At 57.2% G+C, this 24,164-nt stretch carries 21 protein-coding genes; 8 read left to right on the top strand and 13 right to left on the bottom strand.

What is annotated here, in order from left to right:
* Window positions 1–76: 76 nt before the first annotated feature.
* The 4 genes from CKW23_RS17490 (at window position 77) to CKW23_RS17475 (ending at window position 4,638) form a co-directional block, all read left to right on the top strand.
* Window positions 77–982, top strand: a complete 906-nt coding sequence (locus CKW23_RS17490) for a LysR substrate-binding domain-containing protein (RefSeq protein WP_025260124.1) — start codon at window positions 77–79, stop codon at window positions 980–982.
* A gap of 12 nt (window positions 983–994) precedes the next feature.
* Complete coding sequence (locus CKW23_RS17485) at window positions 995–1,891, top strand: LysR substrate-binding domain-containing protein (protein WP_095068054.1); 897 nt, start codon at window positions 995–997, stop codon at window positions 1,889–1,891.
* A gap of 177 nt (window positions 1,892–2,068) precedes the next feature.
* Entirely contained in the window at window positions 2,069–3,379 is a 1,311-nt protein-coding gene (locus CKW23_RS17480) for an MFS transporter (protein WP_095068053.1), read from the top strand.
* Window positions 3,376–4,638, top strand: coding sequence for an amidohydrolase family protein (locus tag CKW23_RS17475; RefSeq protein ID WP_095068052.1), 1,263 nt, complete (start codon window positions 3,376–3,378; stop codon window positions 4,636–4,638). Before CKW23_RS17480 ends, CKW23_RS17475 begins: the two co-directional genes overlap by 4 nt.
* A gap of 13 nt (window positions 4,639–4,651) precedes the next feature.
* Here CKW23_RS17475 and CKW23_RS17470 read toward each other — a convergent pair whose 3' ends face one another.
* The 5 genes from CKW23_RS17470 to CKW23_RS17450 form a co-directional block, all read right to left on the bottom strand.
* Window positions 4,652–5,551: a polysaccharide deacetylase family protein gene (locus tag CKW23_RS17470; RefSeq protein ID WP_025260120.1), complete on the bottom strand. Its 900-nt coding sequence runs from the start codon at window positions 5,549–5,551 to the stop codon at window positions 4,652–4,654.
* 192 nt (window positions 5,552–5,743) lie between these two features.
* Window positions 5,744–6,595 (bottom strand): DUF1989 domain-containing protein, encoded by an 852-nt coding sequence (locus tag CKW23_RS17465; protein ID WP_025260119.1) that lies wholly within the window; start codon window positions 6,593–6,595, stop codon window positions 5,744–5,746.
* A gap of 100 nt (window positions 6,596–6,695) precedes the next feature.
* Complete coding sequence (locus CKW23_RS17460; RefSeq protein WP_025260118.1) at window positions 6,696–7,376, bottom strand: hypothetical protein; 681 nt, start codon at window positions 7,374–7,376, stop codon at window positions 6,696–6,698.
* 403 nt (window positions 7,377–7,779) lie between these two features.
* Window positions 7,780–9,405 (bottom strand): methyl-accepting chemotaxis protein, encoded by a 1,626-nt coding sequence (locus CKW23_RS17455; protein WP_025260117.1) that lies wholly within the window; start codon window positions 9,403–9,405, stop codon window positions 7,780–7,782.
* 197 nt (window positions 9,406–9,602) lie between these two features.
* On the bottom strand, window positions 9,603–10,721 hold the full coding sequence (locus CKW23_RS17450; protein WP_095068051.1) for a polyamine ABC transporter substrate-binding protein: 1,119 nt from the start codon (window positions 10,719–10,721) through the stop codon (window positions 9,603–9,605).
* A 335-nt stretch (window positions 10,722–11,056) separates the two neighbouring features.
* Here CKW23_RS17450 and CKW23_RS17445 point away from each other — a divergent pair, with 335 nt between their 5' ends.
* Window positions 11,057–11,314 (top strand): DUF1652 domain-containing protein, encoded by a 258-nt coding sequence (locus tag CKW23_RS17445; RefSeq protein ID WP_025260115.1) that lies wholly within the window; start codon window positions 11,057–11,059, stop codon window positions 11,312–11,314.
* A 34-nt stretch (window positions 11,315–11,348) separates the two neighbouring features.
* On the opposite strand, the gene CKW23_RS17440 is transcribed toward CKW23_RS17445, so the two are convergent.
* From CKW23_RS17440 to CKW23_RS17420, 5 genes are all read right to left on the bottom strand, one after another.
* The gene (locus CKW23_RS17440) at window positions 11,349–13,832 is read right to left on the bottom strand and encodes a UvrD-helicase domain-containing protein (protein ID WP_177434656.1); all 2,484 of its coding nucleotides are present in this window, start codon (window positions 13,830–13,832) and stop codon (window positions 11,349–11,351) included.
* 124 nt (window positions 13,833–13,956) lie between these two features.
* Window positions 13,957–15,162 (bottom strand): amino acid deaminase, encoded by a 1,206-nt coding sequence (locus tag CKW23_RS17435; protein WP_095068050.1) that lies wholly within the window; start codon window positions 15,160–15,162, stop codon window positions 13,957–13,959.
* 100 nt (window positions 15,163–15,262) lie between these two features.
* Entirely contained in the window at window positions 15,263–15,613 is a 351-nt protein-coding gene (locus tag CKW23_RS26985; RefSeq protein ID WP_025260112.1) for a hypothetical protein, read from the bottom strand.
* A 54-nt stretch (window positions 15,614–15,667) separates the two neighbouring features.
* Entirely contained in the window at window positions 15,668–16,093 is a 426-nt protein-coding gene (locus CKW23_RS17425; protein ID WP_025260111.1) for a DUF3830 family protein, read from the bottom strand.
* Between the two features lie 42 nt (window positions 16,094–16,135).
* Window positions 16,136–16,759: a glutathione S-transferase family protein gene (locus tag CKW23_RS17420; protein ID WP_025260110.1), complete on the bottom strand. Its 624-nt coding sequence runs from the start codon at window positions 16,757–16,759 to the stop codon at window positions 16,136–16,138.
* 177 nt (window positions 16,760–16,936) lie between these two features.
* Here CKW23_RS17420 and CKW23_RS17415 point away from each other — a divergent pair, with 177 nt between their 5' ends.
* Complete coding sequence (locus CKW23_RS17415) at window positions 16,937–18,298, top strand: hypothetical protein (protein ID WP_095068049.1); 1,362 nt, start codon at window positions 16,937–16,939, stop codon at window positions 18,296–18,298.
* Window positions 18,299–18,443: 145 nt separating this feature from the next.
* On the opposite strand, the gene CKW23_RS17410 is transcribed toward CKW23_RS17415, so the two are convergent.
* Window positions 18,444–18,641 carry a hypothetical protein gene (locus tag CKW23_RS17410; RefSeq protein ID WP_025260108.1) on the bottom strand — a complete coding sequence of 66 codons (198 nt, stop codon included), beginning with the start codon at window positions 18,639–18,641 and terminating at the stop codon, window positions 18,444–18,446.
* A gap of 246 nt (window positions 18,642–18,887) precedes the next feature.
* A complete protein-coding gene (locus CKW23_RS17405; RefSeq protein WP_236249440.1) occupies window positions 18,888–19,496 on the bottom strand; it encodes a flagellar biosynthesis protein in 609 nt (202 codons plus the stop codon).
* Window positions 19,497–19,899: 403 nt separating this feature from the next.
* Here CKW23_RS17405 and CKW23_RS17400 point away from each other — a divergent pair, with 403 nt between their 5' ends.
* Window positions 19,900–21,489 (top strand): ABC-F family ATPase, encoded by a 1,590-nt coding sequence (locus tag CKW23_RS17400; protein ID WP_025260106.1) that lies wholly within the window; start codon window positions 19,900–19,902, stop codon window positions 21,487–21,489.
* Window positions 21,490–21,545: 56 nt separating this feature from the next.
* Here the strand turns inward: CKW23_RS17400 and CKW23_RS17395 are convergent, their stop codons facing one another.
* Window positions 21,546–22,676, bottom strand: a complete 1,131-nt coding sequence (locus CKW23_RS17395; protein ID WP_025260105.1) for a lactonase family protein — start codon at window positions 22,674–22,676, stop codon at window positions 21,546–21,548.
* 154 nt (window positions 22,677–22,830) lie between these two features.
* On the opposite strand from CKW23_RS17395, the gene CKW23_RS17390 reads away from it, so the two are divergent.
* Window positions 22,831–24,036 carry an MFS transporter gene (locus CKW23_RS17390; RefSeq protein WP_038399853.1) on the top strand — a complete coding sequence of 402 codons (1,206 nt, stop codon included), beginning with the start codon at window positions 22,831–22,833 and terminating at the stop codon, window positions 24,034–24,036.
* Window positions 24,037–24,164: the final 128 nt, after the last annotated feature.

Raw genomic sequence — 24,164 nt, 5'->3', positions numbered from 1 at the left:
CGGTTGACGTTGATTTTCAGGCTTCAGGGCCAAGAGCGCAAATGTAAAACCTGCCGTTTTTCCATGAGTTTTATGAATGAACCCGAGAAGACTCACGCCTTCGATGTCGTTGCTCATCGCTTTTGAAGCAGCGGCGCGCCATGTCAGCTTCACCAAGGCCGCCGATGAGCTGGCCCTGACCCAAAGCGCCGTCAGTCGCCAGGTGCAGGCCCTTGAAGCACAACTGGAAGTGGCGTTGTTCAAGCGTGATGGCCGACGTATCGAACTGACCACGGCGGGCGCACTGTATCAGCATGAACTGGCGGCAGCCCTTGGGCGAATCCGCAGTGCAACGCTGCAGACCATCGCCCACAAGTCCGAAGGCGGAACCCTGCACCTCGCCGTGCTGCCGACCTTCGGCTCAAAGTGGCTGCTGCCGCGCATGCATGACTTTTATGCCCGGCATCCGGGCCATGTGGTGCATATCCACTCACGCATCGTGCATGCCGACCTGATGCCTGCGGCCAGCGACATGAATGCGATCATCTGTGCAGGCACAGGCAATTGGCCGGGCTATATCGCCCATCCGCTGATTGCGGAAAAACTGGTGCTTATCGCCAGCCCTTCAGCGCTTGTCGGCCATGAGTCCATGACGCCGGGGCAGATTGCCCAGCAATCACTGCTGAGCGTGGTTTCGCGCCCCAATACATGGTCCGACTGGTTCGACAGAAACCAACTCGACCACCACATCATGCGCCCCGGCCCGAGTTTCGAGCTGACCGCACACCTGATCCAGGCCGTGGCAGCGGGTATTGGTGTGGCGCTGGTGCCGCGCATTCTGGTGCAGGACGAAATCAGCAGCGGCGAACTGGTGACGCTGTTCGACCCCATGGACAGCGGCCGCAATTACTATCTGGTGTATGCCACGCGCTTCCAGAACCTGCCGTCGCTCTGCGTGTTCAGGGACTGGCTGCTGTCGACACCCTTTCCCGATGGTTTTTAATACGGAGCCTCTGTGCGTATAGAACCCCTTCCGCCACTACAAAACCTGATCGCCTTTGAAGCCACGGTTCGACATGGCAGTTTCACCCGGGCTGCCGCCGAGCTGCACCTGACACAAAGTGCAATCAGCCGGCAGGTCGCGCAACTGGAGGACTTCCTGGGCCGGGCGTTGTTTCGTCGCGAACACAAGCGCATTCACCTGACGATCGCGGGCCAGATCTATGCCGAAGAAATTCATCGGATCCTGACTCAATGCGCCGAAGCCACCGCCCAGGTCATCACCCACAACGGCGAACAGCAATTGACGCTGGCCTGCTCCAGCGGCGTGGCAGCGCTATGGCTGGGTCCGTTACTGGGTCGCTACAAGGACGAATTCCCGGCGGTGGACATACGCCTGCGGGTGGTCGATGGGCTGGATTCTCTGATCCGGGCCGAGTTCGACCTGGCGCTGTACTTCCTGCGTGAAAAATCCCCTCCCGGCCTGGATGGCCGCCTGCTATTTGCCGAATCGGTGAATGCCTATTGCTCACCGGGTTATCTGGACGGGCAGACGCTTGAGCCGGTGCAACTGCTCGACCACTGCCTGCTGATGCTCGAAGACGGCCAGCGCCAATGGCTGTCCTGGAACGACTGGTTCGGTCGCCAGGGCGTGGACGCTTCGCTGATCCACCAGCGCATGACCGTGAACCTCTATCCGGTACTCGTGGATCTGGCCATCGCCGGCCACGGCATTGTGCTGGGCTGGCGCCCGATGATTGATCGCCATGTGAAATCCGGCGCTCTGGTCCCTGCATGCAACGCGGATATCGGCGCCATCGGCGGCTATTACCTGCTCACCCCCAGCGGCAAGATGCCAAGACGTGCTGCCCGAGCCTTCGAGAAATGGCTGAGCAATGAGATTGCCAACTGACTTGCATGCGCCACACGCATGCAAACCTGCGTAATGATCGCTTTCTCAAATTCAGGCTGCAGCCTAATCTCGAACGCAACCGGGCATCAGATCCGAATAATGTTTCAACTTTTCAACTCTGCCCCTCTATAAATGCAGGGTTGTTTCCTGCATGTTTTGCATGCAGGAGTCAAAAAAGTGAGCACAGAACAAACATCTCCATCACGCACTCACAACCAAAAGGCGCGCCGTGCGGTTATCGCTACGGTCATCGGCAATGGCCTGGAATGGTTCGACTTCACGGTCTACAGCTTCTTTTCCGTCATCATCGCCAAGGTGTTCTTCCCCACCGGCAATGAACTGACTTCCTACCTTCTGGCCCTGGCCACCTTCGGCGTCGGCTTTTTCATGCGCCCGGTGGGTGGCATCGTGCTGGGTATCTATGGCGACAAGCACGGGCGCAAGGCAGCACTCTCGCTGACCATCCTGCTCATGGCCCTTGGCACACTGATCATCGCCATCACTCCCAGTTATGCGCAGATAGGCCTGATGGCTCCGGTACTGATCGTGCTGGCGCGCCTGCTGCAAGGTTTCTCGGCGGGCGGCGAGATGGGCAGCGCCACGGCATTTCTGACCGAACACGCCCCCGAAGGCAAGAAAGCCTTCTACTCCAGCTGGATTCAAGCCAGCATTGGCGTGGCCGTATTACTCGGCTCCGCGCTGGGTGCTTTCCTGTCCAGTTACCTGACCCAGGCGCAACTGGAAAGCTGGGGCTGGCGCGTGCCATTTCTGATCGGCACCCTGATCGGCCCGGTTGGCTTCTATATTCGAAGCCGCGTCGATGAAACGCCGGTCTACAAGACCAGCAAGACTGTCGAATCGCCCTTGCGTGAAGTCTTGCGCACCTATCCGCGCCAGACCCTGATCAGTTTCTCGCTGGTCGTGCTCTGGACAGTCTGCACCTACGCCGTCCTGTTTTACATTCCCTCTTATGCTCAGCGGGTCCTCGGCCTGCCTTCATGGATGGGATTCAGCGCCGGGATGATGGGCGGCGCAGTACTGATCGTGACCACGCCTGTCGTCGGTGCCCTTGCTGACCGCTATGGTCGTCGCCCTTGGCTCCTCGGCTCGGCAGTGGCCATTTTCTTCAGCGCTTACCCGATGTTTCTTTTCATCAACCAGATGCCGGGGCTGTTTTCGCTGCTGGTATTTGAAGTGGTGCTCGGCCTGCTGATTTCGGGTTACATCGGCTCGATCCTCGCCGCCTTCGGCGAGCTGCTACCAAGCCACGTGCTCTCGACCGGCTTGTCGGTGGCCTACAACTTCGCCGTAACGATCTTCGGCGGTTTCGCCACGTTCACCATCACCTGGCTGATCGCCTCGACTGGCAGCAACGTGGCCCCCGCGTTCTACATCATGTTTGCAGCAATCATCAGCGGCGTGGGCGCGATGCTCTATCGCGACAGAGAACCTGTGTCACGCCTTCCTCTGACTGGAGCCTATCAATGAATACCCCTGACTCTTCAACGCTGATCCTGCGCAACGGGCGTTTGCTCGACCTGCAACAGGGTCAATTGATCGACGGCCAGGAAGTCGTGATCGAGGGTGAGCGCATTGTCACCGTACGCCCTGCTGGCGAACCCGCCGAAGCCGGGGCCAAAGTTATCGATCTGGGCGGCAAGACCCTGATGCCCGGCCTCATCGACTGTCATGTTCATGTTCTGGCCTCCAATGCCAACCTGGGTTTCAATGCCCTGCAACCCAACGCCATCATCATGTATCGCGCGCTGCCGATTCTGGCAGCCATGTTGCAACGCGGTTTCACCACCGTGCGTGATGCCGGCGGTGCCGACTGGGCATTGGCCCGTTCCATCCAGTTGGGGCTTATCCCCGGCCCAAAAATCTTTGCTTCGGGCAAGGCCTTGTCGCAGACAGGCGGCCACGGCGACATGCGCGCCCGTGGCGAACTTCTGCTGAATGAACCCTGCTCCTGCTGCTTCCGCGCCGGGGCCATCGCCCGGGTGGTGGACGGTGTCGACAATGTGCGCCTGGCGGTTCGCGAAGAACTGCAACAAGGCGCTAACCAGATAAAGATCATGGCTTCAGGTGGCGTTTCCTCACCCACCGACCCGATTGCCAATACCCAATACAGCGAAGCCGAAATCCGCGCCATCGTCGACGAGGCCGAAGCCGCCAACACTTATGTAATGGCTCACGCCTATACGGCACGCGCCATTCGCCGCGCCATCGAGTGCGGCGTGCGCACCATCGAGCACGGCAATCTGGTGGATGCCGACACCGCCCGCCTGATGGCTGAAAAAGGAGCGTTTGCAGTACCGACTCAAGTCACCTATGAAATGCTCGCCCAATATGGAGAACGCTTCGGACTACCAGCCGACTCGGTGGCCAAGATCGAAGACGTGCGTCAGGCCGGACGCAATGCCCTGCTGCTGTTCGCCGAAGCGGGCGTGCCCATGGGCTATGGCTCGGACCTGCTCGGTGAAATGCATGAATACCAAAGCCATGAGCTGAAGATCCGGGCCGAACTGCTGGGCAATCTTGCAGCCCTGCGCAGCGCCACCAGCGTGGCGGCGCAGATTCTTCAGCGCGAGGGCGAACTGGGTTGTATCGCAGCGGGCGCACTGGCCGACCTGCTGGTCGTGGACGGCGACCCGCTGACCGATATTGATTGTCTGGTAGGTCAAGGCGAGCGTCTGGCGATGATCTTCCAGAATGGTCATATCCGGAAAAATACGCTGGAGCAGTGACCGGTTACAGAACCTAGTGCGAGTTTTGATCCCAGAGCCAGTTCCATATACCCGGCAAACGCACGCTCTCATCACGGCTCTTGACCGTACGAGCCAGCGCAGCGCGCTTCAACTGCGCACTGTCGTCGTAGAAAGGCTTTTGATCCAGGGCCACGCCGGTTTCACGGGCGCTATCGATCAGGATCTGCAGGTATTCCCGAGCATGCCGGGCGGTGTAGCGATTCAGATCATGAAACGTGACCACCACCGGTATGACGCCCTCGATGGAGGGCAGCTCGCCTGCGGCGATGCGCTCGCGCACTTCCGATAGCTGCCGGACCATATTGGATCGACGGCGCAGGCTGAAGTTGTAACCCCATATCTTGCCGTCATTGGCACTCAGGTCAGTCAGCAGCACATGCAGGCCATGCTGCTGATAGGCCGCGAAGGTGCGCTTGTCGTAGTTCCAGAATGGCGGACGCAGCAAGACCGTCGGCGTGCCCGTGATGCCGGCGATGATTCCACTGCCTTGCGTCAGGGATTGCTCAAGCTCTTCAGGGTTCAGCGAGCGGTGATTGGTGTGGTGCGGGGTGCTGGTATGAAAGCCCAGCACATGCCCTTCGGCATGTTGGCGCTGCATGATCGCTCGGCCCTGCTCACTGCCGCCTGCGCCACTTGCACCGGTCTGGACGAAGAAAACAGCCTTGATATCCGGCTGCACGGGGTTAGTGGCCAGGCTGTCCAGCACCGTGAGCGTCGGATTGTAAAAGCTTGATGCGCTGGGCCCGTCATCGAATGTCAGCAGAAACCGAACCGGTGGCTGCTGATGCAGGCGCTCGACCGTCTGTGGCGTCAGGGGAACAGGGTTGGCGATGCAGCCCGAAAGGCCGAGCGCGACAACCAGCACCGCCAGGGTACGAAAAACAGGGCACATGAGTAGGTTCTAATCCGGATAGCCAGCGGTGATGCCCTTTTCGGGCCCGGCCATTCCTCCGTGATCGGCTCATGCGCGGGCATTCGCGCCCTGCGCGCCCCTGTACTGCGCTGAGGTAAACACAGGGGTTCACACATTATCCGGGCTCGGACAGTAAAGCCATGGGCAAACGATGAACTTGATGGCCGGTTGCTACTTCTCCCATTCTGCCGGTGAAATCTTCAACCCGTGCAAACCGTCGTAACTGGCCCGCCGAGGCGACGTCCAGCCCTCCAGCAGCGAGTCATCAAGGTTGTAGATTTCCACACCCAAGGGACGACAGACAGACAGCGGATCCTGAGCGTCCGGCCCCCACATGGGCAATGACAGGTCACCGCCTGGGCACGTGGACAAGGCGCACAGCAAGTCGATTTCCGCGAAGAATTCCAGGTAATCGCCCTGACGGGCCGGGCAGGCTTTCATGAAATACATGTCGTCATGATTGAGGCCGGTGCACTGGAAGATATTCAGCACGTCATGGACATCGAATTCGGTCAGGCCGTGGGGCAACACTGCGCGGGTCAGGTTCGAGTGGCAGTGATGGTGAAAATCTTCGCCGGTCAGCATCTTGTTGACGTAAGGGTCGCAGCGGGTGCCAAGCAGATCATGCAGACGGCCGCCGTGCTCGTCGATGCCGTAACTGGCCAGGCTGTCGTCGGTGATGGTCACCATGGGCCGCAGGAATGGCAGGTTCGACCAGAGCCTGTCGTGAGTCGTGACATGAGCCCCCTGCAACTGGCGAGTACGTGCTGCCCAGAGGCGCTCACGAGGATCGTCGGCATTCCAGACATTGAAATCGCCGACCTGCGGGCCGATCGGAGTGGTGACTCGAAACACCTGCCCCGCCTTGACCTTCCAGGCCCGCCCGGTACGAATCGGCACCTCGAATGTCTCAATCAGCGTGCGCTGTCCGGTACTGGCGCGTATACGCTCGTAAAACGCCTTGTCTACCTGCAGCGCAGCGCCTTTGCTGACCTGATAAGCGGCGGGGTAATCCTTGTACATGCGCTGTTCCTCGACCGTGGGCAATGGCCACAGATAACAGACTTCCCCGACAGATCGTCAAGCCTGCATGACGTGGGCAGACATGAATGGACGGTTTCGATCAGGTCGGACAGGAAACCGTGCCGTTATCGAGGCCCTGCTTGTGGTTCTCGTAATCCAGCGTGGCCTTGCCGTTGACCCATTTCAGGGTAATCACCAGCACCGAGTCGAAGTCATCGCCTGTCCAGTCATCCACCAGCTTCACTTTCTGGCCCGAGGCTTCCTGGGCCACCTTGTTGATCAGCTCAGGCAGGTAACCGTGAGACCATGCCGTGTAGATGGTCGAGTTGTGATACTTGTCGTGCATCAACTCATCGGCCAGGGCGCCGGTGTCATTGGCACCAAAGTCGATATTGACCGGCAGGCCTAACTTGATTGCGCTGGGTCCGACTGTCATCAAGGGTCGCAGATAGCTGTAGGACAGATCACCCTCACCCTCTTCCACATGACGACTCGGGTTGGCGGCAAAGATGAAGTCGGCCTTGCCATAGGTCCTTGGCAACAGCTCGGACAAATCGATGGCCCGATTCAGGCCCTGGCAATTCAATTGCCCCAGGCCCATGGAAGGCTTCTCTGCATGGCGCAGGAATACGAGGGTTTGCGTGCCGTTTTTCGGTTCGGCATGCACCCCGCGGCCGATAGAGAGCCAGAAGGCCGCGCAGAAAACCAACAAGGCAGGAAAAAGAAACCAGGCGTAACGGCGATAGACGCGGCTTATTGATGAGAGTTTTGACATATTCATGGTATGGAGTCCGGCACGTGTTTATGTAAATTCAGCGTGTCGCTGATGCGAATATGCCAGCCATGAGCGGGTTCGCAGCCCCCAGGAAATCCTTTGTGGATCAGTCGAATACGTACCCTTGATCACGCTTAAAGACTAATACCGTTATGTTGCGATATGAAGAATTCGGATGGTAGGAGTCCAAAAAAGCCTTCTTGTTGCATTCGGCAGGCAAAAACAGACAAAACACGAGAGAAAATATCGCCAAAAAAGGCTCTATGACGAGCTTTAAAAGCTCATTAATCAGGGTAACAGGAGGGGTTATTGCGATAAATCAGCGAATGTTGGCAAAAAAATTGAGAATGATATTTTGTTTCAAAAATTGGCGTGAGTGGGAAGCGGCTTGCCGCCTCCCACTCCAGTTTCAGATCACGAATCGACCCACCATCGTATTGAGGCCCACCGCCAGTCGTGACAGCTCGTGGCTGGCAGCGCTGGTCTGATTGGCACCTGCGGCGGACTGGTTGGCCAGGTCACGGATATTCACCAGGTTGCGGTCAACTTCCCGGGAAACCTGAGCCTGTTCTTCCGAAGCACTGGCAATCACCAGATTGCGCTCGTTGATCTGCGAGATGGCATCGGTGATCCGCTCCAGAGCATCGCCTGCGGCCTGAGCCAGGTCCAGCGTGACTCGGGTACGGCCGGTATTGAGGGTCATGGACTCCACCGCCTGCCCAGTGCCGCTCTGGATGCCTGCCACCATCTGCTCGATTTCCCGGGTCGACTGGGCGGTACGATGCGCCAGCGCCCGCACTTCGTCTGCCACGACCGCAAACCCTCTACCCGCCTCGCCTGCACGTGCGGCTTCGATGGCAGCGTTGAGTGCCAGCAGGTTGGTCTGCTCGGCGATGCCACGAATCACATCCAGCACTTTGCCGATCTCACGTCCCTGAGTGGCCAGCCCTTCGACCAAACTGGAAGCGCTCTGTACGTCCTGGGTCATGACCTGGATCGCCTTGACCGTTTCCACCACCTTGTCCCGCCCCTGACGCGCCGTTTCATTGGATTGCTGCGAGGCTTGCGAGGTGGATACAGCGTTGCGTGCTACCTCTTCCACGGCAGCGGTCATCTGGTTGACGGCGGTGGCCGCTTGTTCAAGCTCATCATTCTGCTGTTGCAGCCCGCGGGAGGACTCTTCAGTGACCGCGCTCAGCTCTTCAGCCGCCGAAGCCAGTTGAGTTGCAGAACCTGAAATCTGTTCGATGGTCTTGCGCAGGTTCTGCTGCATCACTACCAGGGCTTCCAGCAGACGTGCAGGTTCGTCATTGCCGTCTACTTCGATATGCCGGGTCAGGTTGCCGTCGGAGATTTCCTGCGCAGCACGTACTGCTCTGGACAATGGCATGACAATACTGCGCGTTAACAACCAGGCCAGAAGAACCGTCAAGGCCGCCGCCAGCACCGAAACAAAAATGATTGCGGTATTGGCATTATCAAAATGCATGCTTGAAAGTTCGGAAGCATCCAGGGCCGACTTTTTATTGATCGTGATCAATTGATCAAGTTGCGAAGCGATCAAATCCGTACTGGTTTTCATCTTTGTGTTGACCAGTGTCTTCAACGCTTCAAGATCATTACTGCGCGACAGCGTTATTGCAGTTTGTTGTATATCCAGGTATTCGGCCAACGACACTTGAAACTTTCTGTAGGTGTCTTTTTCCTCACCGTCCGCTGGCAAGGCTGCATAACTGGATTCGGCTTTCTTGAGTTTTTGAGTCAACAGCTGGGCACGGCTTTCGGTGTCCTGTATCTGCTCGGGCTCCCGGTTGATCAGGTACCTGAACGACATGATGCGTAACAGCAGCAGGTTCTCGTCCACTTCACCCAGGTAGCCGATGCTGGGCAGCATGTTGGTTTCCAGGTCCGTGGTGGCCTGGCGAATGATCGACATGCGGTTGAGTGCGAAAATGCCCAGCCCTATTACCAGAACGGCAATAAAGGCAAAGCCCAGAAAAGCACGAGGCGCAATATTGATGCTTCGTAGTGACATGGAATCATTCTCTTGGGAGGTACAACACGATGCGATCCATGCATCACGAAACGAGAGAGTCAGAACCCTCGCCAATTAGAGGGGCGACAGCATAAAAGCCATCCCCCATAAACCGGTTATCGGTCGCACTTGAGAATAAATGGAGTCAAAAACAGGAAATCTTTTCTGACGTCAAAGTGACGACTTTCAGTTGCACTTCACTGATACTTCCCAACTGGAAAGTTGCCCCGTCCTATTAAATTTCCTGATTTGGTGCGGGCCCAGATACGTGTGCGCAACGCTTCGGTTTTCATCTCGACCGGCTCAAGCACGAACATCCGGCTGAGCATCTCGGCATTGGGGTAAACGCTGGTGTCAGCCCAAAGAGCCGGGTCGATCAATGCATCGGCTTTTTCATTGCCATTGGCATATTTGACCTCGTTGGTGATGTGGGCCATCACTTCCGGACGCAACAGGTAATTCATGAAGGCATAGCCAGCCTTTTCATTGGGAGCATCGATGGGCATGGCAACCATGTCGAACCACATCGGCGCGCCCTCCCTGGGGACGGTGTAACCGATTTTTATGCCGTTATCAGCTTTATCTGCGCGCTCCTGGGCCTGAGCCATATCACCGGAAAAACCCAATGCCATGCAGATCTTGCCGCTGCCCAGATCCTCGATGTACTTGACCGAGTCGAAGTACAGAACATAGGGACGAATGGCAGCCAGTGCAGCCTCGACCTTTGCATAGTCTTCAGGTTGCTCGCTGTGGGGAGGCAGTTCCAGATAGTTCAAGACGATCGGAAGCACTTGCGCAGCGTTATCCAGGATCGCAACACCACACTGGGCAAGCTTTTGCATATTCTCCGGCTTCAGGATGAGGTCCCAGGAGTCCAGCGGCGTGTCGTCGCCCAGTACAGACTTGACCTTGTCCACGTTGTAACCGATGCCGGTGCTGCCCCACAGATAGGGAAACCCATGCTGATTACCGGGATCGTTGACCTCCAGCGCCTTGAGCAGGACCGGGTTCAGATTCTTCCAGTTGGGTAGCTGATGCTTGTCGAGCACCTTCAAGGCGCCCTTGTCGATCTGCCGCGCCATGAAATGCACCGACGGCACCACGATGTCATAACCCGAGTGACGGGCCATGAGTCTGGCATTGAGGGCTTCATTGGTTTCGTAGGTCTGGTAATCGGGCTTGATACCGGTCGCCGCCTGAAAGTTCTTCAGGGTGTCGGACGCGATGTAGTCGGTCCAGTTGTAGATATTGACCCTGTCTGCTGCATGACTGGTGGAGACCAGCAACATCAGCGCAGCAACGGATTTACTCAGCATTCTTCAACTCCATGGGTCAATGAAACCAGCTTGCCCTATCCATCGGGCACACCTCAATACTTGAAGCAAACAGCTCGCAGGATCAAACGTTTTTGACGTACATCAAATTATTTGAAAAATTCGACTGGCGCCTGAAAATATTTTCCAGCTGTGTGCAGGCAGGTGCTATTTTTAGGTCTCGTCAGACCGTTCAGATCATCCCGCTGGAAAGCAGTACGATCATTCAGGATTGTTAACTGTTTGGTCACTTCGGCTTTTATCGGTCGCATCTCGACTGGTCTCCCTACCCATTGGGGCCGAAGGAATTGCTCGATTGAATCAGGTGGGCCGCTTCCATGACCAAAGTCACGTTCCCCAATGCATGCCAACTGATGCGCTGGCACTTTCATCCGGTTGGCTTTGAAGCCACCATGGATGCCCCCAGCAGCATGATTGCCCGCCTGTTCGACCGGGCCAGCGGTGAAACGGTAGTGGCGATTGCCGGCCTGCCCTGCGCAACAGTCATGAACGCCACCGACGTAGAGCGGATCATCGAGGCCATCGAAGCCGAGATGGAACTGTTCGGCAGCAATCAACTGGCTGGCTTCCTGTAAAACAGACGGGAGCCTTCAGCTCCCACCCACTCATTCATCGATTCTTGCGCAGGTCTTTGAAAAAAGGCTTGTCCTGGGCAACCCTGTCCGATGCCTTGGGCACCTTGATAGGGTCGTTCCCCGCAGAGCTTTCATCGATGTACCAGTAGCAATGGCGTACCGCACGAGTGATGGCCACATAGGCCAGACGCAGGACTTCGTCCTGCTGGGCATTGTCGAACGACTGCGAATCTGCGGCATCACCAAGACCGGCCAGGCGATAGACCTGATTCTTGTAGGGCGACAGCGTCGAGTGCTGACAATCCCCTAGCAGGAATACCGCATCGGCCTGCAGTCCCTTTGAGCTGTGATAGGTCAGCATCCTGATTCGCCGTGCCTGCGGCCCCATGGCCGCATCGGCATGGATCAGGGATTTCAACTGCTCGGAAATCATGGCCTTCTCACTGCTCTTTCGATACAGCAGCAGGATCGAGTCACCGGCGTTGTAGTGCTCGGCCACACGCTCGGCCAGCTCATTGTCATCGCGGTTCAGCACCGTTATCGGCACCAGTTCCTGAACAGCGCCGCTGGCCTTGGCCTTCTTGCCCGCAATGGCAGGAGCAGCGCGCACGATATGCTCGGCGGCATCGATAATGTGCTGATGGCTGCGAAAGTTATCGCTGAGCATGACCTTGGTGGTCGCGGGCGATGAGAACTCCTTGGGAAACTCCATGAAGTAGTGTGGCGAGCTGCCTCGCCAGCCATAGATGGACTGCCAGTCATCACCCACACACAGCAACGATGAATGCCGGGCCACGCGACCGGTGTGCATGGCCGGGCCACGGCGTCGGATTTCCTGCAGGCTGGCCCTTATCCAGGACACGATCTGCGGTGAGACATCCTGGAACTCATCGATCATCAGGTGTGCCAGAGGCCTGAGCACTTCATCGCTGACCTGGCGCAGGTTTTCCGGTGATGTTTCGCCAAACAGGGCGAACATCCGGTTGTAGGTCATGATCGGTGGCTTCTGATCCAGCAGATGGTTCTCAAGGGCCTTCCAGAACAGGCTCAAACCCTCGAAGAAAAACCGGTCAGGGTCATTGCTGGCAAAACTCATTTCAGCCACGGCAGAGGGCACATCGAGGCCAAGGTTCTCGATAAAGCTGGCAGCCATGACAAAACAATCCAGCAGCGGTGCAGCGCCCAGCTCACCCTTGACCCGGTAATCGAACCCCGGCCCCGCTACGGCCGATCCGGCCAGGGACTGCAGCACCTTGCCAGCCGCTTCGTAGTTCTCGAACCAGATCAACGGTTTGCGGCAGAAAGCTTGAAACAGTGTGCGTTTGATGACCCATTCGGCCCAGACCGGAAGCTTGGCGCCGGGGCGTTTCATCTGCTGGTCTTCGCTGGAGTCGAGCCCCAGCACAACCCAGGCATCCAGCTCGGCGATATAGCCGTGAACGTGAAAGGCAAAGCCATTGATTTCAATGGTCTGGCGCATGGGCTCAATGCCTTTTACAGGCCAGGCCTTTGCCCGTATCCACAGGTCTTCGATGATGTCGCACAGTTCTTCATCGCGCTTGGACGACAGCTCGGTCACGGTGATGCGCTTTTGCACATCCGGATGATCGCGATCCAGTTCCTTGAGTTGCAGCGCATGGCGGTACAGCGGCGCAATCACCTCGCGAAAGCGTTCGCTGCTGGCATAGAGGTCGCGATAGCACAGGTTCAATTGCTGACGCTGGGCGTCGTTGATGCGCAGATCGAACGGGTTACTGTCAGCCTCATCCCCAGAGGCCGACGTATTGCCCAGATTCTCGAAAGCGCGCAGTTGCTCGAAGCCCGGCAGGCTGCGAACCAGAGGCAGGATTCGCGAGTGGAAGGTGCGAACCAGATCCCGGGCCTGCTTGTGGCTCAGGGTATGCCCCCACAAAGCCATTATCTCGATCAGCTTGCCGATGAAGTCCTTGCGCGACTCGCGGGTGAACGTCACCACGGTCATGGCTTCCAGCTCGAACCCCAGGTAGTGGTGAAGCAACAACACCCGCAGCACCAGCGATGTGGACTTGCCCGCCCCAGCACCCGCAATCACGTAGGTGGAAGGCGTATCGCTGAAAATCATTTTCCACTGCGCCGGGGTGGGCTGGGCATGGGGCGGCAGCTTTTGCGCCACATCAGCCTTGATACGCTTTTTCAGTTCTGGGGTCAGACCCAGACGCCAGTCATCGAACAGATGATCATCGACTTTCGGTCCGCGATGTTCACTGGGACGGGTATCGCGAATCAAAAGGACATTACGCCCTTGCTCCAACCCATCCAGTCGACCTTCGGCGTAGCCCTCGTTCACGCCCTCGATATGCCCACTCAGAAACCCGTCGGCATGCCCCTGAAACCACGAAGGCCTGTGCTGCGCGCCAAGCCCCGTCAGACCACGCCCCATCAGGCGTGACAACAGGCGCTTGAACAGCGGCAGGCGCTCGGGCGGATTGAGTTCGATATCCAGATCAGGAGGAAGAGCAGAAGGCAGATCGTCAGGCACGCAGGCTCCAGAGTGAGAATCGTCGGACGCCTATGGTCGCCGGATTCGCCCACAAGCTCCAGCGAAATGCTTTCGTTTCAGGGTCTTAGGCGATCAACTGCATGCTGCACAGTTGATCGCGCCATTAAAAATATGTATCGAAGCTTTCGATGACGTTCAGGTCCTCATCAATCAGGCACCCGGAGCGCCACTTGTCGAAGGTCAGGCACGGATGAGAAGAACCGAAGGAAATGATATCGCCGATTTTCAGCTCACAGCCCGGCGCGATGGTCATGAACGCATGTTGATCCATCAAGGCTGTGACCTGGCAGGCGCTGACATCATCGCCCTTGCTGGACAAATCACCGGCCTTGTAACGCAGCAGCGGTGTAGGCAAACCAGCGTCGCAGGCGATATCGCGCTTACCCAGGGCGACCACTGCAAAACCCGGCTCAGGCAAGGATTGCACATGAGCCCAGACTTCCATGGCCGGGCGCAGCCCTTCGCTCAAGTCGGCGCGGCGATCCAGCACGCTGCACTGCGCAGCCTTGTAGATGCCGTGGTCATGCACCAAATAGCAGCCGGGACGCAGGACGCTGAGAAACCGCTGGCGCACAGCCTGAGCATCGAAGGCTTCGGCAATCAGGTCATACCAGGCCGACCCGGAAGCGGTCACGATGGGACGATCCAGGGCAAAGGCTTGCCTGTCCTGCAACTCGACGGCCAGCCGCACCAGTGACGCGGCAAAAGCCCTGATCTCTTCAATGGCCCGATCGCCATGAATCACGCCTTCGTAGCCTTCGATACCGGTCAGGGCCAAAGCCGGCTGGGCGTTGATCACCTCTGCCAGCGCCAGCACTTCCTGCTCGGTACGACAACCGCAGCGCCCGCCGGGCACGCCGTATTCGATCATGACATTCAGTCGCAGCCCGCGTGCGGCAAAGAACTCACCCAGCGCCACGGCGTTATCCGGGTGATCGACCATGCAATGAAAATCGAACAACGAATCGGCCAGCATCTCGGCGATGATCGCCATGTTGGGCGCACCTACCAACTGATTGGCCATCAATACGCGACGCACCCCGTGGGCAAAAGCGGCGCGGGTCTGCACCGCAGTGGCCAGGGTCATGCCCCAGGCACCCTCCTCCAGTTGACGACGAAACAAGGCCGGCACCATGCTGGTCTTGCCATGAGGCGCCAGCTCCGCACCGCTGTCAGTGACAAAGCCCTGCATCCAGCGAATATTGTGCTCCAGCGCCTGATTGTGAATCACCAGAGCCGGCAGACTTACATCACACAACAAGCGTTGACTCCGCTCGGCAAAGCCTTTATCGGGGACAGGGATAGGCATGGGGGCTCCGGGGGCTGGAAGTTACAAGCTGCAAGTTTCAAGCTTCAAGCAAGTTTCAAGCCGCTCACACGTGCAAGCTTCAAGCTTGCAGCTTGCCCTCTCACAAACACGTAGCAATTGCCGCAGCCCTCAGCGCGGAGTGGCTGTCACCTGCAGGCGCATAGAATTCGATATCGGTGGTCGGCCCCTTGCTGCGCACATCGGCGAAATACTTGGCCTCGGTAGTGAAAACCGTAAAACCGCCACCGGAAAGCTTGTGCAGGAATACATCGGAGGACGTGCCGAACATGGCTTCGTTCTGCCAGGACACCTGGATGCACTGAGCCACGGCCGCATCCTGTTTGCTGCTTGACAGGACTTTGGTCGGCCCGGCCGAACGGGCCGAGTCAGAGGGAGCCGCGCATCCAGCCAGCAACAGAGTGACCGCGATGATAGAAACCGGAAATTTCATGACATGCCTTCGTCGAAAAAAGCCGATTCTAGCACCGCGGCGCAGTGGTCAGCCTTAGGCCAACTCGAAAACCACATCCTGGGCACCTTCCCACAAGGTCTTGACGCCCAGTTTGCGCAGGTTTTCCTTGCCTTCAACGATGGTCAGGAAGTGATTGCCCGCGAGTTGCCCCATCTTGCTGGCAAAACAGCAGGATCCGTAAGCCAGAATGATCTCGGTTTCACTGTAACCGCCCGGATAAAACAGGATGTCACCCACCGAAGGATGGCTGGTCGCATTCTCGAAACCAATGGGTTTGTCACCGAGCATGAGCTGGTAATCGTCCAGCGGCACCCAGCACCCCTCTCCGCTCCAGCGCACATGAATGAACTTCTGCCGGTAAGGCAGCAACTTCAAGAAGGCCGCAACGGTATGCGGCGCATCGGGATTGGCCTCGGCCAGGAACTCATATCCGCCAGCGGTTATTTTTAGGGTGGTCACGACTTCGACTCCTGTTTACGAAGGGGTTCGGTGAATATCCGGTCACGGAGTTCCGTTTCTGCCATACAGCAAATAACCGGGGCGCTCGCTCAGACGCTCATAGTAAGCAGCGACTGCGGGAAACTCGGGATGGTCCAGCGGGGTTTCAAACCATCGATTGACCGAGAGGCCAACCGGGATATCGGCAAGGGTAAACGACTCGCCGGCCACATAAGCGCCAGTCAGCTCAAGCTGTCGATCCAGTATCTGCATATGCCGGGCCCAACTGCTGCTGGACGCCTTTAACGCATCTCGATCCTGAAACTCGGCCGAGCGCCTGACCAGCGACATGAACGCATAGGTCCAGGACTTGTTGAGGTCCGTTGCCTGCCAGTCTATCCATTGATCTATGCGGGCCCTGGCTCTGGGCTGGGACGGGTAGAAACCTTCATCCGGGTGAACAGACGCCAGATAGCGAATGATGGTGTTGGATTCCCACAAGACAAAGTCGTCTTCCAGAATCACGGGCACCATGGCATTGGGGTTCAAGGCCATGAACTCGGGCGTATCCGTGGCCCGAAAACCGCTTCCCCAGTCTTCCCTTTCAAAAGACCGGTCTGTTTCGGCGCATGCCCACAGCACTTTTCTGACGTTGATTGACGATGCCTTGCCGAGTATTCGCAACATTTCGAGTTCTTGACTCACAAAGGGTAGATATGACGATATCAGTTCTGTTCGGGCTCATGGGCAAACAGTCAGCACAAACCGAAAACAGGCCTTGTCTGGCTTTGACTACTGGATGACTAGTCCTGCGCCTCAGGCTGCCTGTAAACTTCAGGACTCTTTCGCCAGGAAGGCTAAACCATGAAGCCGCTCGCCACGATTACAGCAACCCTTTTTCATCGCCACTACGGAGAGCGTGCGTTCAATCCGTCGACACCCGAATCAGTCAGGGATTTGACAATCATTACTTATGCAGATGCATCGAACCTGGATTCGCTTTTTCGATACTTGAACAGCACCTATCTGGCTCGAGCCATTGGCACCTCACCGCGGCTCATCATTGGCTTGGCTAACATTGATAAGGCTGCCGATAACGCTCTTCAGGAAGCCCTGAAAAAAATTACGGAGAATCTTCGCGAGGATACCCAGCTATACCTACACGCGGCATGCCACATCAAATTGCTTGCTCATGACGGCGTTGCATGGCTTGGCTCACAAAACGTCACCCGTGGAGCAGAACCCTGGTTTTCCGGCATCCGTTTCGATTGGAAGACCCATTTCAATCGAAACCATGAAGCCCTGATCAAAGTAGATCCGGCAGACTCTGAATGGATCGACGATTTGTGCGCGCGAGTGCTGGACGACCAAGCATTGTGCACTCAGGTAAAAAAGGACTCTCTACCTTCAGGGGTTGTGAGAACACTCAAACGCGCCAGCACCGTAAATAGCACAATCGAGAACATGATCGCAGGCCAACGGCTGCGCGAACTTCTCGATAGCCCGTTGGAACTGGTAGATGTAGAGGGCAGCCGTCAGTCCCCGGCAGACGTTTGCCGTGCCATCCACGACATCGCCCGTGAGCACTTGCCTGACCAAAGGATGTCAGTACTTCTGGAGGAAGTTTACGGCGACAAGGACCTGGAGAACATCAAATGTAACAACACCTACGACCTTCTGGAAATATCCTCGGCGATCAGTGCAAACATTCCTGCTTGCGAGGCGTTTTTGACGGTACTGGAAGCATCACCGAGGCATGCTGACGAAACGGAAAAAGAGCTTATTGAAATCATTCAGGCGCTTGCTCACACGCATGGACTAGATGACCTTGAAGAGTTCCTGGCTCGCCAGCGACCCTCAATCATTCAAACCATAATGCAATCACACGACGCCTCAGCCAGCTACCTGAGAGGTGCCATTGATAACGATGGAAACCTCAATGCGGAACTCCTCGATTTGCGTCTATCACAAACTAACGGCAGTTTTTGCATTCCTGCCCATTACCAGCTCGAATGGATAGATGTGGGCCCTATCCTGAAAGACCTGGACAAACACATAAACCAGCTCGTGAAACAGAACTGGATCAGAAATGTGATTGCACTAGGGCGGAATCTGGCCAATGAAATTGACCGTCTTTATGAGCGCGAACGGCAGGACCGTGAGTTCATGAGCGTGTACAACAAACTGCTGGCTGATCCGGAATCAGACCAACGATTTTACGTTTAGCGGTTGAACAGCGAGATTGATGGAAGGCTTGCAGTTCACCGCCCCAGCCTGAAGAACAAGGGCGGTGAGATTGCAAAAGAACGGCTACATGAAGAGCAAGACCGCTCCCGACAGTTAGTAAAAACAGGATCAGGCCCGAAAGGCCTCAATGCTGAAAAAGATGCTCCTTCGCAGCCTTGATACGCTTTGCCCGCTCCTTGAGAAGGCTGTCCGCCAGATCGGCCGCAGCCTCGACCGCCTGTTCGGCAGACTCGGCTTTCACAATCGTGGCACTGAGCGCGGCAGAGGCATACAGATCCCATGCCTGGATTTCATCGTTAAAGAGCGGTGGCTTGCTCGACATTGGACTACTCCTGAATGCAAAGAGCTGGAAAGGGTATCCAGCCCTTATGGCAAAAAGCGTAGGCTGCAAGACGGAATTCGCCATTGATACAGATCAGGGCGACTTTGGCTCCCGATGATCGGTACGCGCTATTCAAAGGCACACCTTAATAGATCAATGCGGCGTGTGCGGGAAGGCAGCTCATCTGTGGCTCGACAGACATCGGCTCCATAACGACCCTGCTGCCCCCTCAAGTATCAGAGATACCTAGAGCTGCTTTTTCGTCTCAAGGGCAATTTCCTTGAGACCGGATTCAGTGATTTCTTTCCAGTCGGATTCGGTCGCAGCCTGCATGTTTTCGCTCTTGCGAGTGACTACATTCATGTCCGGAGCACCTGCAGTTTCGATTCTCAGGTGAGATTTGTTGTTGACCGCAATCGATAGAAACCCAGGGGAGAACCATGACCAGAACTCCACGATATGAACGTTTACAGCAGTGGCCTCCTTGGCACTCTTGTCAGTCACGACCTCATAACCTGCATTCCTGTAGGCATCAGAGACGGCCTGGCTCACCAATTGGGACACCGTGCGACCAGAGGGAAGCACTACATCGCCCATCGCCATTCCATAACCATTACGCTTGCGGCCAACAGCACGCTCAGTGATGGATTTGTCAGTGATTTCATCATCTTTCAATGACGGGATATCAGCACTGCGCGGATTGATTTTGAAAACACGTTCATCAACGGCACTGATCAGAACCTTCTTGCCATTGGACGTCGTCGTTTTCTGAGCGGTATCGAGGGGAGCAAACTTCACATCGACTTCCGAGCGCCCCATTGCACAGCCCGTCAGCAAACCCAGTGCAACTACCATTGCCGCTATCCGAAAACCCATCGCTATAACCACTCCTTTTCGCCGTCATTGGCCTGACCGAATATCGGTCGGGAAAATTCTAAGCGAAAACCCGTCAGAAGCGATGCTCAAAAAAATCAAAGTGCCATCACTGAATAGTCTTTAACCTGCATTCATGCAGACGTCGGCAGCAGAAAGCCACGCATTCATTACCCGCCACCGTACAACTACCGCCCCACCTATGCGACAATGCGCGCCAAAGTCTGGCATGAACCCCGCATTCATATTCCGGCAACCCGTCTCTGACAGGCTGGTTGCTATCGACGTATGCCTCGCTGGAACCACTCAAGCTCCGACTGGAGCGAGCCGCCCTATTGGGTACGGCTCACATCGGCATTTCCCAAGTTATTGATAGGTAAGGCAATTGATCTCCACCGCGAATATAACCATGCAGTTCGGCCCCAAACCCTTGTTCGAGAATGTCTCGGTCAAGTTTGGTGCCGGTAACCGTTACGGCCTGATCGGCGCCAACGGCTGCGGCAAATCCACGTTCATGAAGATTCTGGGCGGTGACCTGGAGCCTTCGGGTGGCCAGGTCATGCTGGAACCGAACGTGCGCCTGGGTAAATTGCGCCAGGATCAGTTCGCCTACGAGGAATTCACCGTTCTCGACACCGTGATCATGGGTCACGAAGAGCTGTGGAAGGTCAAGGCCGAGCGCGACCGTATCTACTCGCTGCCGGAAATGACCGAAGACGACGGCATGGCCGTTGCCGAGCTGGAAACCGAGTTCGCGGAAATGGACGGCTACACCGCCGAGTCCCGTGCCGGCGAGCTGTTGCTGGGCCTGGGGATCGGCATCGAGCAGCACAATGGCCCGATGAGCGAAGTTTCGCCGGGCTGGAAACTGCGCGTCCTGCTGGCTCAGGCGCTGTTTTCCGATCCTGAAGTGCTGTTGCTCGACGAACCGACCAACCACCTGGACATCAACACTATCCGCTGGCTGGAAAACGTTCTGACCCAGCGTAACAGCCTGATGATCATCATCTCTCACGACCGTCACTTCCTGAACAGCGTGTGCACCCACATGGCTGACCTGGATTACGGCGAACTGCGTCTGTTCCCGGGCAACTACGACGAGTACATGACCGTGGCGACCCAGTCCCGCGAGCAGTTGCTGGCCGACAACGCCAAGAAGAAAGCACAGATTTCCGAGCTGCAGTCGTTCGTCAGCCGCTTCTCGGCCAACGCCTCGAAAGCCAAGCAGGCCACTTCCCGCGCCAAGCAGATCGACAAGATCCAGCTAGCCGAGGTCAAGCCTTCCAGCCGTGTCAGCCCGTTCATTCGCTTCGAGCAGACCAAGAAGCTGCACCGTCAGGCCGTTGTGGTCGAGCACATGGCCAAAGGGTTCGATGGCAATATTCTGTTCAAGGATTTCAGCTTCACGGTCGAAGCCGGCGAGCGCGTGGCGATCATCGGCCCGAACGGTATCGGCAAGACCACCTTGCTGCGTACTCTGGTCAACGACCTGACGCCGGATGCCGGTTCGATCAAGTGGACCGAATCCGCAGAAATCGGCTATTACGCTCAGGACCACGCCCACGACTTCGAAGACGACAGCACCCTGTTCGACTGGATGGGCCAGTGGACCCAGGGCGGCGAACAGCTGGTTCGTGGCACCCTGGGCCGCATGCTGTTCTCCAACGACGAGATCCTCAAGTCGGTCAAGGTCATTTCCGGTGGTGAGCAAGGCCGTATGCTGTTCGGCAAGCTGATCCTGCAGAAGCCGAACGTGCTGGTGATGGACGAACCGACCAACCACCTGGACATGGAATCCATCGAGGCCCTGAACCTGGCGCTGGAAAACTATCCGGGGACGCTGATTTTCGTCAGCCATGACCGGGAGTTCGTATCCTCGCTGGCCACCCGCATCATCGAACTCAGCCCGAGCGGCGTGATCGACTTCAGCGGCACCTACGATGACTACCTGCGCAGCCAGGGTGTAGTGATCTAAAACGCCTGCCGCGAATGAGTCCGCTCCTTGAAGCGGATTCATTCGTGAACCGGGTATTACGTGCCAGGCTGCTCCAGCATCTCGATCCACAGCGCACCTTTACCCGACGGTGCTTCGCTGACCCGCTTCAAGGCGCCCTCTGCGCCAATCGAATAACTGCCCACCACCTCGCTCTTCTCTCCCGTCACCAGCAGCCAGTGTCCGTCGGGTGAGACTGCGATATTGCGTGGCTGCTTCTCCTGAACCGCGTAGTTCTCAAGATAGGTCAGCTTGCCGCTCGAAGGCTCGACCTTGAAAGTCGATACGCTGCTGGATGTACGCTCGCTGATAAACAGCAGCTTGCCATCCGGCGCCATGCGGATATCGGCCGCCCAGATGCGCGGAGTCGGGTCGTCCTTGAGGTCGTTGTTGCGGGCGTCGCGCACCTCGCCATGGGCAAGTTTCAGGCGCTCCGGGATACCGGCAGCCTGAGTCACCTGGGTCAGCGCACCGGTTTTGTCATCGATCGCAAAGCCGGTCACGGTGCCGCTCATTTCTCCCACTACATACAGGAATTTGCCGTCCGGCGAGAAAGCCAGATGGCGTGGACCGGTCTTGTCTGCAACGGTGACGTAGCCCGTCCCTATCGGCGCAAGTGTGCCGTCCTTTTCCAGGCGGTATTGCAGGACGTGATCGACGCCCAGGTTACCGGCATACACGAAGCGGTTGCTCGGGTCTGTGCGTACCGAATGCGCATGCAAGCCGGTCTTGTAGGTCTGAATGCTGTCGCTTGGGCGCTGCTGGGCATCGATGGGCTGGACACTCAGCAAGTCGCCGCCATAGGAGGCCCCCATCAGGAATCGACCGCTGCGGTCAGTGGACAGATAAGCCAGGCTCTCGGCCAGCGGCCCCTGAGATATCTGCTTGAGGTGCCCCGTTCCCGGCTCGACGCCAAAGCTGACAACCTGATAAGGCTTGGCACGCAAGGCGGCAAACAGTGTCTTTCCATCCGCAGAGAGTGCCATGGGATTGACCTGATCGCCCGCATTGGTCTGCTCGATCAGGCTCAGTGCTCCGCTTTTCGCGTCAAGCCGGTACTGGGAAATGAGCCCGTCCGCAGGACTGGAGATGTAGGCGAAAGTCGCTGCGTGAGCAGACAGACCGAACGAGCAGGAAACCGCAGCCGCCAACAGGAGATTTCTTTTCATGCCGCACCTTTTGTTATTGTGTTTGTGGTCAGTCATCCTATGACTAGTCACGAATAACAGCAATACGCCCCACCGGATTGTTAGCAAGCTTTCATTTGTGCCGTTACCGGGCCATGATGACTGCATTCCAACCGCCTGCCAGCGAACGAGTCCGATGCCTGCCGCCTCAAGTCAACAACCCTCAGCGCAGCCCAGCTCCATGACGATCACGCTGCAGATCGTTTCCATCGTTTTCTATACCTTCATCGCCTTCTTGTGCATCGGTCTGCCGATTGCCGTGCTGCCCGGCTATGTGCATGACCAGCTCGGCTTCAGCGCCGTGGTCGCCGGATTGACCATCGGCTCTCAATACCTGGCCACCCTGCTCAGCCGCCCTTTTGCAGGCCGGGTGACGGACAATATGGGCAGCAAACGCGCCATCGTTCTTGGCCTGTGCGGGATAGCGATCAGTGGTGTCCTGACGCTGGTCGCCACGCTGCTGGAAAGCATCCCGCTGGCCAGCCTGTGGATTCTGATAGTGGCGCGTCTGTTTCTCGGCGTCTCCCAGGGCATGATCGGGGTCGGCACCATCAGTTGGTGCATTGGCAAGGTCGGCGCAGAACATACGGCGCGCTCGATCTCCTGGAATGGCATCGCGTCCTATGGCGCCATTGCCATCGGCGCGCCAGTCGGGGTCGTAGTGATCGATCACACAGGATTCAACAGCCTGGGCATTGCCTTGATCACCATGGCGGCCCTGGCATTGCTGATGATCCGCAAGAAGCCATCGGTGCCAGTGATTGCCGGCGAGCGCCTGCCCTACTGGTCGGTGTTCGGGCGTATCGCGCCCTATGGCCTTGGGCTGACACTCTCTTCCATCGGCTACGGCACCCTGACGACGTTTATCACCCTGTTCTATATCAGTCGTGGTTGGGAAGGTGCTGCCTGGTGCCTGAGCGTGTTCGGGGTGTGCTTCATCCTTGCGCGGCTGCTCTTTATCGGTGCCATCAATCGTTTGGGGGGCTTCACTGCGGCGATGCTGTGCATGGCGGTGGAAACCGTCGGGCTGGTCATGCTGTGGCTTTCTCCCAACACCGGCTTTGCCCTGGCAGGCGCGGGCCTTACCGGCCTGGGGCTGTCGCTGGTGTATCCGGCATTGGGTGTGGAGGCCATCAAGCAAGTCCCCACCACCAGTCGTGGCGCAGGCTTGAGCGCCTATGCGGTGTTCTTCGACCTGGCACTGGCGATTGCCGGCCCCGTAATGGGCTTCATTGCTCTGGGTCAGGGCTATGGCTGGATTTTCTTTTATGCCTCTTTGCTGTCGATCATCGCCCTGGCGCTGACGTTCTGGTTATCACGCCGCCCTCAAGCAGGCACCTGAACCTGTTTTCGCACGAAACCTGATGCCGCCGGTCTGTCAACTAATTGACGCATCCCGCAATCGGATCTTGACTTGTTTCTGCTAGCCATTGATCAGGCTTATAAAACCCCTTCATGGATGTCACTTGC

This window comes from Pseudomonas sp. Irchel 3A18, assembly GCF_900187465.1.
GTDB lineage: Bacteria > Pseudomonadota > Gammaproteobacteria > Pseudomonadales > Pseudomonadaceae > Aquipseudomonas > Aquipseudomonas cichorii.
Note: the sequence above shows the minus strand (reverse complement) of the source record. Positions and strands in the feature narration are given on the sequence as shown.

Coding starts and splice junctions, on each gene's coding strand:
- CKW23_RS17490 (WP_025260124.1), top strand. CDS start 77: ATGAACCCGAGAAGACTCACGCCTTCGATGTCGTTGCTCATCGCTTTT.
- CKW23_RS17475 (WP_095068052.1), top strand. CDS start 3,376: ATGAATACCCCTGACTCTTCAACGCTGATCCTGCGCAACGGGCGTTTG.
- CKW23_RS17470 (WP_025260120.1), bottom strand. CDS start 5,551: ATGTGCCCTGTTTTTCGTACCCTGGCGGTGCTGGTTGTCGCGCTCGGC.
- CKW23_RS17465 (WP_025260119.1), bottom strand. CDS start 6,595: ATGTACAAGGATTACCCCGCCGCTTATCAGGTCAGCAAAGGCGCTGCG.
- CKW23_RS17460 (WP_025260118.1), bottom strand. CDS start 7,376: ATGAATATGTCAAAACTCTCATCAATAAGCCGCGTCTATCGCCGTTAC.
- CKW23_RS17455 (WP_025260117.1), bottom strand. CDS start 9,405: ATGTCACTACGAAGCATCAATATTGCGCCTCGTGCTTTTCTGGGCTTT.
- CKW23_RS17450 (WP_095068051.1), bottom strand. CDS start 10,721: ATGCTGAGTAAATCCGTTGCTGCGCTGATGTTGCTGGTCTCCACCAGT.
- CKW23_RS17445 (WP_025260115.1), top strand. CDS start 11,057: ATGACCAAAGTCACGTTCCCCAATGCATGCCAACTGATGCGCTGGCAC.
- CKW23_RS17435 (WP_095068050.1), bottom strand. CDS start 15,162: ATGCCTATCCCTGTCCCCGATAAAGGCTTTGCCGAGCGGAGTCAACGC.
- CKW23_RS26985 (WP_025260112.1), bottom strand. CDS start 15,613: ATGAAATTTCCGGTTTCTATCATCGCGGTCACTCTGTTGCTGGCTGGA.
- CKW23_RS17420 (WP_025260110.1), bottom strand. CDS start 16,759: ATGTTGCGAATACTCGGCAAGGCATCGTCAATCAACGTCAGAAAAGTG.
- CKW23_RS17415 (WP_095068049.1), top strand. CDS start 16,937: ATGAAGCCGCTCGCCACGATTACAGCAACCCTTTTTCATCGCCACTAC.
- CKW23_RS17410 (WP_025260108.1), bottom strand. CDS start 18,641: ATGTCGAGCAAGCCACCGCTCTTTAACGATGAAATCCAGGCATGGGAT.
- CKW23_RS17405 (WP_236249440.1), bottom strand. CDS start 19,496: ATGGTAGTTGCACTGGGTTTGCTGACGGGCTGTGCAATGGGGCGCTCG.
- CKW23_RS17395 (WP_025260105.1), bottom strand. CDS start 22,676: ATGAAAAGAAATCTCCTGTTGGCGGCTGCGGTTTCCTGCTCGTTCGGT.
- CKW23_RS17390 (WP_038399853.1), top strand. CDS start 22,831: ATGCCTGCCGCCTCAAGTCAACAACCCTCAGCGCAGCCCAGCTCCATG.